Raw genomic sequence first — 13,238 nt, forward strand, 5'->3', positions numbered from 1 at the left:
CACCGCCCCCCGCGCAGGCTGGGGCTGGGCGCTGGCGGGCGCGCTGCTCGGCGCCCTGCCAGCGGTGCTGGCCTTCGCGCCCGCGCACTGGCTGGCCGACGGCGTGGCCCGCGCCAGCAGCGGACAGGTACTGCTGCTGCAGCCGCGCGGCACGGTGTGGAACGGCTCGGCCCAACTGGTCCTGACCGGCGGCAGCGCCAGCCAGGACCGCGCCGCCCTGCCGGGCCGCCTGGACTGGCAGCTGCGCCCCGCCTGGGCGGGCCTGCGCGCGCAACTGCATGCCAGCTGCTGCACGCCCGCGCCGCTGCGGGCGCAGGCCCGCGTGGGCCTGTCCGGCACCAGCCTCACTCTGGCCGATGGCGATAGCCAGTGGCCCGCCGCCGTGCTGGCGGGCCTGGGCACGCCGTGGAACACGCTGCAGCCCCAGGGCCAACTGGCCCTGCGCACGCGCGGCCTGCAGGCGCGCTGGGCGGCGGGCCGCATGGCGCTGGCGGGCCAGGCGCAGCTGGATGCGCGGGCCATGTCCTCGCGCCTGTCCACGCTGCGGCCCATGGGCAGCTACCGGCTGGTGCTGGACGGGGGCGAGGTGCCCGCGCTCACGCTGTCCACGCTGGAGGGGCACCTGCGCCTGTCCGGCAGCGGCCAGTGGGTGGGCCAGCGCCTGCGCTTCGCGGGCGAGGCCAGCGCGGCCACGCCGGAGCGCGAGGCGCAGCTGTCCAATCTGTTGAACATCATCGGGCGGCGCAACGGCGCGCGCTCCCTCATCACCGTGGGTTGACCGACACCATGAATACTCTCAAAACAATAGCTGTCTGCGCTTTACTAGCGTGCGCTAGCGGCCAAATTCATGCCCAAACCGCGATCGACACGGGCACCAGCAGCGTGCGCGCGGGCGAGCCGGTGACGCTGAACTTCGCCAACGCCGAGATCGAGGCCGTGGCGCGCACGCTGGCCACCATCACCGGACGCAACGTGGTGGTGGACCCGCGCGTGAAGGGCCAGCTCACCCTCGTCACCGACCGGCCCGTGACGCCCACGCAGGCGTTCCAGCAGTTCCTGGCGGCGCTGCGGCTGCAGGGCTTCACGGTGGTCGAGTCGGCGGGCCTGTACAAGGTGGTGCCCGAGGCGGACGCCAAGCTGCAAGGCGGCAGCGTGAACGTGTCGCAGGGCGGCGCCAGCGGCGTCCCGGCGGGCGGGCAGGTCGTCACGCAGATCTTCAAGCTCAACTTCGAGAACGCGAACAACCTGGTGCCGGTGCTGCGCCCGCTGATCAGCCCCAACAACACCATCAACGTGAACCCCGGCAACAACTCGCTGGTCATTACCGACTACGCCGACAACCTGCAGCGCATCGCGCGCATCGTGGCGGCGATGGACGTTGCCAATGCCAGCGACATCGAAGTGATCCCGCTGCGCAACGCGCTGGCGAGCGACATGGCGCCGCTGGTGCAGAAGCTGCTCGACTCCGCCACGACCGGCGGCAGCACCCCGGCGGCGGGCAACGCCACCCCGACGGCCGCCGCCAGCGGCGAGGGCGGCTACCGCACCACGGTGCTGCCCGAGCCGCGCAGCAACGCCCTCATCGTGCGCGCCGCCAACCCGGCGCGCGTGGCCCTGGTGCGTTCGCTGGTCAGCAAGCTGGATCTGGCGCCGCTGCCCGGCAGCCCGGAGGCGTCGGGCAACATCCGCGTGGTGTACCTCAAGCATGCGGACGCCGTGCAGCTGGCCGCTACGCTGCGCGCCGCCATGGCGGCCATGCCCGGCGCGTCGGCCAGCGGCGCGTCCGCCGCCACGGGCGCAACCGGCACGACGGGCGGCCAGGGCAGCACCACCACCAGCACGTCGTCCTCATCGACCACGTCCAGCACCACGTCGTCCACCGGCGGCCTGGGCAGCACCAGCGCCACCAGCAGCGGCCTGCCGTCGAACACCGCGCAGCCGAGCACGGGCGGGCAGATCCAGGCCGACCCGGCCAGCAACGCGCTCATCATCAGCGCGCCCGAGCCGCAATACCGGCAGATGCGCGCGGTCATCGACATGCTGGACACGCGCCGCGCGCAGGTCTATATCGAGGCGCTGATCTCCGAGATCAGCGCCGACGACACCAGCGACCTGGGCGTGCAGTGGCTGGGCCTGGCCAGCAGCGGCAACGGCTACGTCGGCAGCGGCACCAACTTCGGCACCACCGGCAACCTGTTCACCAACATCGCGCTGGCGGCGGCGGGCAGCACCAGCGGCTACACCTACAACCAGGGCCTGAACATCGGGCTCTACAAGGGCTCGCTCGCCGTCCTGGCCAACGCGCTGCAGTCCAAGACGCGGGCCAACATCCTGTCCACGCCGACGCTGCTGACGCTGGACAACCAGGAGGCCAAGATCCTGATCGGCAAGAACGTGCCCGTCGCCACCGGCTCGTACTCCACCACGTCGAGCAGCTCCACCGTCAACCCCTACACCACCTACGAGCGCATGGACGTGGGCCTGACGCTCAACATCAAGCCGCAGATCAACGCCGACGGCACCGTCAAGCTGCAGATCTACCAGGAGATTTCCAGCATCTCCGGCTCGCTCAACAGCAGCGAGACCACCAGCTCCACCAACCTGGTGACCAACAAGCGCTCCATCGTCTCCACCGTGCTGGTGCAGGACGGCACCACCGCCGTGCTGGGCGGGCTGATCCAGGACCAGCTGGACATCAGCGTCAGCTCCGTGCCCGTGCTCGGCGAGCTGCCCGTCATCGGCTCGCTGTTCCGCAGCCAGAGCCGCAGCCGCACCAAGACCAACCTGATGATCTTCCTGCGCCCCGTGGTGCTGCGCGACACCCAGAGCTCCGGGGCGCTGGCGCTGGACCGCTACGACTCGATGCGCACGCTGCAGATCCTGCAGCAGCCCACGCCCAGCAGCGTGCTGAACGTGAACAAGGGCCCGGTGCTGCCGCCAACGCCCAACGCCCAGCCCGGCGCGGGCACCCCGCCCCCGCCGCTGGTTCACATCGAGCTGCCCATCGAGGCGTCCCAGCCCGCTGCGCCAGCGCCTGCGCCCGCCGCTCCCTGACCGCCTGAGCACGCACGATGCGCCACCCCCTGCCCTACGCCTTCGCGCGCGCCGCGCAGCTCCTGCTGGAGGACGACGGCCACCAGCTCGTGCTGTGGCACGGGCCGAGCCCCGACGCGGGCGCGCTGTCCGAGGTGCTGCGCAAGCACGCGGTGCGGCAGCTGCTGCCGCTGGACGCACCCACACTGGCGCAGCGCATCAGCGCCGCGTATTCGCACAGCGAGTCGAGCGCGGCCACGGTGGTGAGCGAGGTCGAGAGCGACGCCGACCTCTCGCGCATGATGCAGGAGCTGCCCGCCGTGGAAGACCTGCTCGAATCGGCGGGCGACGCGCCCATCATCCGCATGCTCAACGCCCTGCTCACGCAGGCCGCGCGCGACGGCGCGAGCGACATCCACATCGAGCCCTACGAGCGCCACAGCAGCGTGCGCTTTCGTGTCGATGGCACGCTGCGCGAGGTCGTGCAGCCCAACCGCGCGCTGCACGCGGCGCTCATCAGCCGCCTGAAGATCATGGCCGACCTGGACATCAGCGAAAAGCGCCTGCCGCAGGACGGCCGCATCAGCCTGCGCCTGGGCACGCGCGCCATCGACGTGCGCGTCTCCACCCTGCCCAGCGCCCACGGCGAGCGCGCCGTGCTGCGCCTCTTGGACAAGAGCGAGAGCAAGCTCAGCCTGGAGGCCGTGGGCATGCAGGGCGAGGTGCTGCGGCGCTTCGACGGCCTGATCCGCCAGCCGCACGGCATCATCCTGGTGACCGGCCCCACGGGCTCGGGCAAGACCACCACGCTCTACGCCGCCCTGGGTCGGCTCGATGCGGCGCAGAACAACATCATGACGGTGGAAGACCCGATCGAATACGAGCTGCCCGGCGTGGGCCAGACGCAGGTCAACGCCAAGATCGACCTCACCTTCGCCAAGGCGCTGCGCGCCATCCTGCGGCAGGACCCGGACGTGATCATGATCGGCGAGATCCGCGACTTCGAGACGGCGCAGATCGCCATCCAGGCCAGCCTGACGGGCCACCTGGTGCTGGCCACGCTGCACACCAACGACGCGGCCAGCGCCGTGACGCGCCTGACGGACATGGGCGTGGAGCCGTTCCTGCTGTCCAGCTCGCTGCTGGGCGTGCTGGCCCAGCGGCTGGTGCGCAGGCTCGACCCCAGCGACCCCAGCGGCTACCGGGGCCGCACGGGCGTGTTCGAGCTGCTGGTGGTGGACGACACCATTCGCGCCCTCATCCACAACCAGGCCGCCGAGGCCGACATCCGCGCCGCCGCGCTGGCCAACGGCATGACGCTGATGCGCGACGATGGCGAGCGGCTGGTGGCCGCGGGCATCACCAGCCCCGAGGAAGTCTTGCGCGTCACACGCGACTAGCTTCTTTTTTGATAGCTACTGGTGCTTGCTGGATAAGCGCTAGAGGCCAAAAAGGCTTGAAATTTACCGAAGCTGCAGCGCCGCCGCAGGCGCTGGCGCGCCGCCGCCTTCGCGCAGCTTGAACTGGCGCACGGCGCTGGCCAGGTGCAGGGCCTGTTCGCGCAGCGATTCGGACGCTGCCGTGGACTCCTCCACCAGCGCCGCGTTCTGCTGCGTCATCTGGTCGAGCTGGGTGACGGACTGGCTGATCTGGCCGATGTTGTCGCTCTGCTCGGCGGCCGATGCGGTGATCTCGCCGATGATGTCCGACACGCGGCGCACGCTGCCCACGATCTCGGTCATGGTCTGCCCGGCCTGGCTGACCAGGCGCGAGCCGTCTTCCACACGCGCGACCGATGCGCCGATCAGGTCCTTGATCTCCCTGGCAGCCTCGGCACTGCGCTGCGCGAGGCTGCGCACCTCGCTCGCCACCACGGCGAAGCCCCGGCCCTGCTCGCCCGCGCGGGCGGCCTCGACGGCGGCGTTCAGCGCCAGGATGTTGGTCTGGAAGGCGATGGAGTCGATCACTCCGGTGATGTCGGCGATCTTGCGCGAGCTGGTGGTGATCTGGTCCATGGTGGTCACCACCTGCGACACCACGGCGCCGCCGCGCGCGGCCACTTCGGCGGCGGACGTTGCAAAGTCGCTGGCCTGGCGAGAGGACTGGGCGCTTTGCCGCACGGTGCTGGTGAGCAGCTCCATCGACGAGGCGGTTTCTTGCAGGTTGGCCGCCGTTTGCTCGGTGCGCTGGCTCAGGTCGTGGTTACCGCTGGCGATCTCGGAGCTGGCGGTGGAGATGCTGCCCGCCGCGTCCTGCACGTCGCGCACCAGGCCGCGCAGCGACTCCTGCATGCGGCCCATGGAAGCGACGAGCTGGCCCACCTCGTCCTGGTTCATGGCCGCCACGTCGCGCGACAGGTCGCCGCTGGCGATGCGCTCGGCCAGCTCCTGCGCCTGGCCCAGCGAGCGGGTGATGGAGCGCACGCTGAAGATGGTGAGCGGGATCAGCACGGCCAGCCCCAGCAGCAGGCCGATGCCGATCAGCGCCGACATGAGCTGCGTGCGCGCCTCCACGGCCGCGCGCGCCCCGTCCATCTGCGTGCGGGCCGATGCGGCCAGGCCGGAGAACAGCTTGTCCGTCGCCTCCATGTGCCCCTTGAGGCGGTCGGCATAGGCGCCGCCGCCCGCGCCGTCGAGCTGCGCGCCCTCGATCTTCTCGAAGATGGGGGAAATGCCCTCGGCGTACTGCCTGATCTCGTCGAGCGACTTGTCGATGGACGCGACGACCTCCGCGTCGCCCGCCTGCGCCTGGCGCTCGTCGGCCAGGCTCTTGCGCAGCGCGGCCAGGGTCTTGGCCCAGGATTCACGCAGCGCGGCGACCTCGACCGGGTTGTTGAAGCTGATGATGATGTCCTTCTCGGTGCGGCGCAGGTCACCCAGGACGGTGCGCAGCTCCGCCATGTCCATCAGCGTCAGCACCCGCTGCGAGAACAGCACCTGCAGCGTGTCGCGCGTGCGTTCCAGGGCCATGTAGCCCATGGCGCCTATGACGACCAGCAGGAAGAGGGAGAAGACGGTCCCGAAATACAGGCGCGCGCGGATCGAGAAGCGGCTGAGAGCGTTCATGGCCCCTCTTTACATTTCTTAACACATGCCGGAAAAGCAAATTGTGCGCCAGCCATCTCCGTCCAGCGGAAGGCTGCGCGGCGCTTACCAGGCCCGCGCGGGCTGGGCGAAGCCCCTGGGCGCCTGGCGCTCGTCCTCGAAGGTCACGATCTCCCAGGCGTCGCGCTCGGCCAGCAGCGCGCGCAGCAGCTGGTTGTTCATGGCATGGCCCGAGCGGAACGCGCTGTACGCGGCCAGCAGCGGCTTGCCGATGATGTACAGGTCGCCCATGGCGTCCAGGATCTTGTGGCGGGCGAACTCGGCGTCGTAGCGCAGGCCGTCGCTGTTGAGCACCTTGTAGTCGTCCATGACGATGGCGTTGTCCAGCCCGCCGCCCAGGGCCAGGCCGTTGGACCGCATCATCTCCACGTCCTTGGTGAAGCCGAAGGTGCGCGCGCGCGCGATGTCGCGCATGTAGTTGCCTTGCCCCAGGTCGAACTCCGCGCTCTGCTCGGTGGAATCGACGGCGGGGTGGGCGAAGTCGATCTCGAAGCGCAGCTTGAAGCCGTGGTACGGGTCGAGCCGCGCCCACTTGAGGCTGCTGCCCTCGCCCTCGCGCACCTCCACGGGGCGCTTGATGCGGATGAAGCGCTTGGGCGCCTTTTGCAGCTCGATGCCCGCGCTTTGCAGCAGGAAGACGAAGGACGCCGACGACCCGTCGAGAATGGGCACTTCCTCGGCCGTGATGTCCACGTACAGGTTGTCAATGCCCAGCCCCGCGCAGGCCGACATCAGGTGCTCCACCGTGTGGACCTTGGCGCCGCCCGTGCCGATGGTGGAGGCCATGCGCGTGTCGGTGACGGCCTCGGCGCGGATGGGAATGTCCACGGGCTGCGGCAGATCCACCCGGCGGAACACGATGCCCGTGTCCGGCTGCGCGGGCCGCAGCGTCAGCTCGACCCGCTGGCCGCTGTGCAGGCCCACGCCGACGGCGCGGGTGATGGTCTTCAAGGTGCGTTGCTGGAGCATGGGGCGATTTTACCGGGCGGGGCGGCACCCCTGCACCAGACAGGGGCGCAATGGATTCAAGCCAAATCGGCCTCTAGCGCTTGATACACAAGCGCCAACAGCTATCAAAAAAGGAGTAAACCCATGAAAAAGCCCGCTGGCATGCCAGCGGGCTTTCAGGGCATGGCCCCCGCTTCCTCAGTCCGCTTGCTTGCGCAGGAAGGCGGGGATTTCGAGGTCGTCCATGCCGCCCGAGGACAGCGCGTCCACGCGCGCCGCCGCCTGCGTGCGGTTGGTGCGCCACACGCTGGGCACGGACATGTTGCCGTAGTCGGCCTGCCCGGCACCGCCATGGCCGCCCTGCATGCCCGCGGCCGCGCCCAGCGCGCCCACGCCCGCCACGGGCATCTGGTAGGCCACGTTGTCCGTGCCCGTGCGCAGGCCGCCCTGCACCACCGAGATGGGCTGGCGGCGCGCGTTGGGGCGCGACAGGCCGGTGGCGACCACGGTCACGCGGATCTCGTCGCCCAGGCTGTCGTCGTAGGCGGCGCCGTAGATGACGTGCGCGTCGGGCGAAGCGTAGGCGTTGATGGTGCTCATGGCCAGGCGCGACTCGGACAGCTTGAGGCTGCCCTTGGCGGCCGTCACCAGCACCAGCACGCCCTTGGCGCCCGACAGGTCGATGCCTTCGAGCAGCGGGCAGGCGACGGCCTGCTCGGCGGCGATGCGGGCGCGGTCGGGGCCGCTGGCGGTGGCCGTGCCCATCATGGCCTTGCCGGGCTCGCCCATCACGGTGCGCACGTCCTCGAAGTCCACGTTCACGTGGCCGTACTCGTTGATGATCTCGGCGATGCCGCCCACGGCGTTCTTGAGCACGTCGTTGGCGTGCGCGAAGGCCTCGTCCTGGGTGATGTCGTCGCCCAGCACTTCGAGCAGCTTTTCGTTCAGCACCACGATCAGCGAATCGACATTCGCCTCCAGTTCGGCCAGGCCGTCGTCGGCGTTCTTCATGCGGCGACCGCCCTCCCAGTCGAAGGGCTTGGTGACCACGCCCACGGTGAGGATGCCCATCTCCTTGGCGACGCGCGCGATCACGGGCGCGGCGCCCGTGCCCGTGCCGCCGCCCATGCCCGCCGTGATGAACAGCATGTGCGCGCCGTCGATGGCCTGGCGGATGTCGTCCACCGCCGCCTCGGCCGCCTCGCGGCCCTTGTCGGGCTTGCTGCCTGCGCCCAGGCCGCTGCCGCCCAACTGGATGTGGCGGTGCGCCGAGCTGCGCGTGAGCGCCTGCGCGTCGGTGTTGGCGCAGACGAACTCCACGCCCTGCACGCTGCGGGCGATCATGTGCTCGACGGCATTGCTGCCGCCGCCGCCCACGCCGATCACCTTGATCTGCGTGCCCTGGTTGAATTCTTCCGTTTCGATCATTTCGATGGACATGCTGCGACTCCTGTAACTTTTACTAAAACCAAATGCGTGAGGAAAACGGGGGTGAAGGGCGGTGGCGGCCCGGTGCATCGCCATCGCCCGCTGGGTATTCGGTGCGGGCTGGCCCTCACCCCGGCCCTCTCCCAAAGGGAGAGGGAGTGAATGGCACCCTCTCCCTCTGGGAGAGGGCGGGGGTGAGGGTGGGGCGGGTGTTTCATGGTCAGAAGTTCCCCACGATGAAGTCCTTGAAGCGGCCAAAGGCGGTCTTCATCGACCCGCTCTTGGCCGCCACCTTGAAGCCGCGCAGGCGCGCCAGGCGCGCTTCTTCGAGCAGGCCCATGACGGTGGCCGCGCGCGGCTGGGCCACCATGTCCGACAGGGCGCTGGAATACTTGGGGATGCCGCGCCGCACGGGCTTGAGGAAGATGTCCTCGCCCAGCTCGATCATCCCGGGCATCACCGCGCTGCCGCCCGTGAGCACGATGCCCGACGACAGCACTTCTTCATAGCCCGACTCGCGCACCACCTGCTGCACCAGCGAGAAGATCTCCTCCACGCGCGGCTCGATCACACCCGCCAGCGCCTGCTTGGAGAGCATGCGCGGGCTGCGGTCGCCCAGGCCCGGCACCTCGACCTGCGCCTCGGGGTCGGCCAGCAGCTGCTTGGCGTAGCCGCTCTCGACCTTGATGTCCTCGGCATCCTTGGTAGGAGTGCGCAGCGCCATGGCGATGTCGCTGGTGATGAGGTCGCCCGCGATCGGGATCACCGCCGTGTGGCGGATCGCCCCGCCGGTGAAGATGGCCACGTCCGTCGTGCCCGCGCCGATGTCCACCACCACCACGCCCAGCTCGCGCTCGTCGTCGGTCAGCACGGCCTGGCTGCTGGCGAGCGGGTTCAGCATCAACTGCTCCACCTCCAGCCCGCAGCGGCGCACGCACTTGATGATGTTCTCCGCCGCGCTCTGCGCGCCGGTGACGATGTGGATCTTGGCCTCCAGGCGGATGCCGCTCATGCCGATGGGCTCCTTCACGTCCTGCCCGTCGATCACGAATTCCTGCGGCTCCACGAGCAACAGGCGCTGGTCGCTGCTGATGTTGATGGCCTTGGCCGTCTCCACCACGCGGGCCACGTCGGCGGACGTGACTTCCTTGTCCTTCACGGCCACCATGCCGCTCGAATTGAGGCCGCGGATGTGGCTGCCGGTGATGCCGGTATAGACGCGCTGGATCTTGCAGTCGGCCATCAGCTCGGCCTCTTTCAGCGCCTGCTGGATGCTCTGCACCGTGGCGTCGATGTTCACGACCACGCCGCGCTTGAGGCCGTTGCTGGGCGCCACGCCCAGGCCCGCGAGCTTGAGTTCGCCGCCGGGCAGCACCTCGGCCACCACGGCCATGACCTTGGCCGTGCCGATGTCCAGCCCCACCACCACGTCTTTGTATTCTCTTGCCATATCAGTCTCTGCCCTTCTTCTGCTGTTCTCTACCTTGTCCGCGCGGCTGCCGCAGTGCCCCCCGCCGGGGCTGCCGTGGTGCTGACGCCGCGCAAGCGCAGCGCGTAGCCGTCCGCGTGCCGCAGGTCGGCCGACTCCAGCGCGTCCACGCGCCGGCCGTACTGCGCGGCCACCTGGGTCAGCGTGCGGGCGAAGCGCTGCGTGCGCTGCACCACCTCCTGCGGCGTGCCCCCTCCCAGCTCCAGCGCCGCGCCGCTGTCCAGCACGGTGCGCCACCCGCCCCGGCCCGTCAGCTCCAGCGTTTCGATCTCCAGGCCCAGCGGCTTGAACACCGGCGCCAGCAGCCCGTGCATGCGCAGCACCTCGGCGGAGCTGCCGTCGGGGCCCATGAGGCGCGGCAGACCCTCCTGCTCCACGTCGCCCACGTTGGCCTCGAAGACTTCGCCCTGGGTGTTGACCAGCGCCGAGCCGCTCTCCGGCCCCCAGTACGCCGCCGCGTCGTGCTCCTGCAGCTCCACCTGCAGGCTGCCGGGGTACACGCGCCGCACCTGGGCGCGGCGCACCCAGGGCACCTGCTCGAACGCATCGCGCGCGGCGCGCAGGTCCACGGTGAAGAAGTTGCCCGCCAGGTGCGGCGCCACGTTGGCGCGCAGGGTGACGGCGTTGTTGTGTACCAGCTCGCCCTGCACCACGATGCGCGCAATGGCGAAGCCCGGGTAGCGCAGCACCCACCACGCGCCCGCCGCCAGCACGCACAGGGCGAAGCCCATGAACAGGGCCGAGGCGGTCCAGTTCATGAGGCGTACGTCCAGCGGTGCGGGCAATGTGGCGGTCATTGCTGGGGGGCTCCTTGCGGCGTATCGAGCGCGGCATTCGCCAGGATGCGCAGGCACAGGTCTTCGTAGCTGATGCCCGCCGCGCGCGCGGCCATGGGCACGAGCGAATGGCCCGTCATGCCCGGCGAGGTGTTCATCTCCAGCAGGAAGGGCTTGCGGTCGCTGGCGCGCACCATCAGGTCGGCACGGCTCCAGCCCCGGCAGCCCAGGCTGCGGTAGGCGTCGAGCACGATGCGCTGGATCTCGCGTTCTTCCGACTCGGGCAGGCCGCTCGGGCACTGGTACTTCACGTCGTCGGTGAAGTATTTGTTCTGGTAGTCGTAGGCGCCGTCGGGCGCGCAGATGCGGATGACGGGCAGCGCGCGCGCATCGGCGCCCTGGCCCAGCACGGCGCAGGTGACTTCCTCGCCGTCGATGAATTCCTCGCACAGCACGTCGGGGTCGTAGCGCGCCGAGAGCTGCACCGCGTCCTGCATGTCCGAATAGCCGCACACCTTGGTCACGCCGATGGACGAGCCCTCGCGCGGGGGCTTGACGATGAGCGGCAGGCCCAGCTCGTCGGGCACGGTGCGCACCACCTCGCGCTGCTGGCGGTCGGGCGCCAACCACACGTAGCGCGGCGTGGGCAGGCCCTCGGCGCTCCACACGCGCTTGGTCATGACCTTGTCCATGGCGATGGCGGACGCCATCACGCCCGGGCCGGTGTACGGAATGCCCAGCAGTTCCAGCGCGCCCTGCACCGTGCCGTCCTCGCCGTGGCGGCCATGCAGCGCGATGAAGCAGCGGGCGTAGCCGTCGCGCTTGAGCTGCGCCAGCTCGTTCTGCGCGGGGTCGAAGGCGTGCGCATCGACACCGCGCGCGCGCAGGGCCTGCAGCACGCCGCTGCCGGACATGAGGGATACCTCGCGCTCGGCGGAATCGCCGCCCATGAGCACCGCCACCTTGCCCAGGGCCTTCACGTCAATATTTGAATCAAATCGGCTCATAGCGCTTGTCCAGCATGCACTTCCAGCTCACTATTTTGTAGCATATCGACCACCTTGGCGGGCACGGCGCCAATCGAGCCTGCGCCCATGCACATCACCACGTCGCCGCCGCGCGCGTTGTCGGCAATGGCCTGGGGCAGCGCGGCCACGTCATCGACGAACACCGGCTCCACGCGGCCCGCCACGCGCAGGGCGCGCGCCAGCGAGCGGCCATCCGCCGCCACCACGGGTGCCTCGCCCGCCGCATAGACCTCGGTCAACAGCACGGCGTCGGCGCTGCCGATGACCTTCACGAAATCCTCGAAGCAGTCCCGCGTGCGCGTGTAGCGGTGCGGCTGGAAGGCCAGCACCAGCCGCCGACCGGGGAAGGCGCCGCGCGCGGCGGCCAGCGTGGCGGCCATTTCCACGGGGTGGTGGCCGTAGTCGTCGATGACGGTGAAGCTGCCGCCGTCCTTGGCGGGCAGGTCGCCATAGCGCTGAAAGCGCCGCCCCACGCCCTTGAAGCCCGCCAGGGCGCGCAAAACCGCCTCGTCGGGGATGTTCAGCTCCACCGCCACGGCAATGGCCGACAGCGCGTTGAGCACGTTGTGCTCGCCCGCAAGGTTGAGGGTGACTTCCAGGTCGGGCAGCGTGACGCCGTTGCGCCGCTGCACGGTAAAGCGCATCTGCCCCGCGTCGGCCCGCACGTTGACGGCGCGCACCTGGGCGTCTTCGCTGAAGCCGTAGCTGGTGATGGGGCAGGTCACGCTGGGCACGATCTCGCGCACGGCCGGGCTGTCTACGCAGAGGATGGCCGTGCCGTAAAAGGGCATGCGGTGCAAGAAATCGACGAACGCGCCCTTGAGCCTGCCGAAGTCGTGGCCGTAGGTCTCCATGTGGTCGGCGTCGATGTTGGTGACGACGGCCATCACGGGCAGCAGGTTCAGGAAGGATGCGTCGGACTCGTCCGCCTCGACCACGATGTAGTCGCCGCTGCCCAGTTGGGCGTTGGCGCCCGCGCTGTTGAGCCTGCCGCCGATGACGAAGGTCGGGTCCAGCCCCGCCTCGGCCAGCACGCTGGTGACGAGGCTGGTGGTCGTCGTCTTGCCGTGCGTGCCCGCGATGGCGATGCCCTGCTTCAGGCGCATCAACTCGGCCAGCATGATGGCGCGGGGGACGACCGGAATCTTCTTCTCGCGCGCGGCCAGCACCTCGGGGTTGTCGGCCTGCACCGCCGTGGAGGTGACCACGGCATCGGCCCCTGCGATGTTCGCCGCCGCATGGCCCACGTGGGTGGCGATGCCCAGCCCCTGCAGGCGGCGCAGCGTGGCGCTGTCGGCCAGGTCGGAGCCGGAGATGGCGTAGCCCAGGTTGTGCAGCACCTCGGCGATGCCGCTCATGCCCGCGCCGCCCAGGCCGACGAAATGGATGTGGCGGATGGCGTGCTTCATAGAGCCTGTCCAAAGTCTTTTCG

General features: G+C 69.7%; 10 protein-coding genes. 3 read left to right on the forward strand and 7 right to left on the reverse strand.

The annotated features are described in order from the left end of the window. From gspN to QM569_RS15095, 3 genes are all read left to right on the forward strand, one after another. A partial coding sequence (gspN, locus tag QM569_RS15085) for a type II secretion system protein N (protein ID WP_414988058.1) occupies nt 1-778 on the forward strand: 778 nt, incomplete at its 5' end. 8 nt (nt 779-786) lie between these two features. Beyond that, nucleotides 787-3,054 (forward strand): type II secretion system secretin GspD, encoded by a 2,268-nt coding sequence (gspD, locus tag QM569_RS15090; RefSeq protein WP_414988059.1) that lies wholly within the window; start codon nt 787-789, stop codon nt 3,052-3,054. Between the two features lie 17 nt (nt 3,055-3,071). Next, nucleotides 3,072-4,433 carry a GspE/PulE family protein gene (locus QM569_RS15095; protein ID WP_414988060.1) on the forward strand — a complete coding sequence of 454 codons (1,362 nt, stop codon included), beginning with the start codon at nt 3,072-3,074 and terminating at the stop codon, nt 4,431-4,433. A gap of 63 nt (nt 4,434-4,496) precedes the next feature. Here the strand turns inward: QM569_RS15095 and QM569_RS15100 are convergent, their stop codons facing one another. The 7 genes from QM569_RS15100 to murC form a co-directional block, all read right to left on the reverse strand. Further along, nucleotides 4,497-6,098: a methyl-accepting chemotaxis protein gene (locus QM569_RS15100; RefSeq protein WP_414988061.1), complete on the reverse strand. Its 1,602-nt coding sequence runs from the start codon at nt 6,096-6,098 to the stop codon at nt 4,497-4,499. 84 nt (nt 6,099-6,182) lie between these two features. Continuing rightward, on the reverse strand, nt 6,183-7,106 hold the full coding sequence (gene lpxC, locus QM569_RS15105; RefSeq protein ID WP_414988062.1) for a UDP-3-O-acyl-N-acetylglucosamine deacetylase: 924 nt from the start codon (nt 7,104-7,106) through the stop codon (nt 6,183-6,185). Between the two features lie 177 nt (nt 7,107-7,283). Further along, the gene (gene ftsZ / locus QM569_RS15110; RefSeq protein ID WP_414988063.1) at nt 7,284-8,525 is read right to left on the reverse strand and encodes a cell division protein FtsZ; all 1,242 of its coding nucleotides are present in this window, start codon (nt 8,523-8,525) and stop codon (nt 7,284-7,286) included. Between the two features lie 208 nt (nt 8,526-8,733). After that, nucleotides 8,734-9,963, reverse strand: coding sequence for a cell division protein FtsA (gene ftsA / locus QM569_RS15115; RefSeq protein ID WP_414988064.1), 1,230 nt, complete (start codon nt 9,961-9,963; stop codon nt 8,734-8,736). 29 nt (nt 9,964-9,992) lie between these two features. Beyond that, the gene (locus tag QM569_RS15120; protein ID WP_414988065.1) at nt 9,993-10,799 is read right to left on the reverse strand and encodes a cell division protein FtsQ/DivIB; all 807 of its coding nucleotides are present in this window, start codon (nt 10,797-10,799) and stop codon (nt 9,993-9,995) included. Then, complete coding sequence (locus tag QM569_RS15125; protein ID WP_414988066.1) at nt 10,796-11,785, reverse strand: D-alanine--D-alanine ligase; 990 nt, start codon at nt 11,783-11,785, stop codon at nt 10,796-10,798. The genes QM569_RS15120 and QM569_RS15125 overlap by 4 nt, the downstream gene beginning before the upstream one ends. Continuing rightward, entirely contained in the window at nt 11,782-13,215 is a 1,434-nt protein-coding gene (gene murC, locus QM569_RS15130; protein WP_414988067.1) for a UDP-N-acetylmuramate--L-alanine ligase, read from the reverse strand. Before murC ends, QM569_RS15125 begins: the two co-directional genes overlap by 4 nt. Nucleotides 13,216-13,238 lie beyond the last annotated feature (23 nt).

It is taken from the genome of Acidovorax sp., assembly GCF_047607405.1.
Classification (GTDB): Bacteria; Pseudomonadota; Gammaproteobacteria; order Burkholderiales; family Burkholderiaceae_C; genus Acidovorax.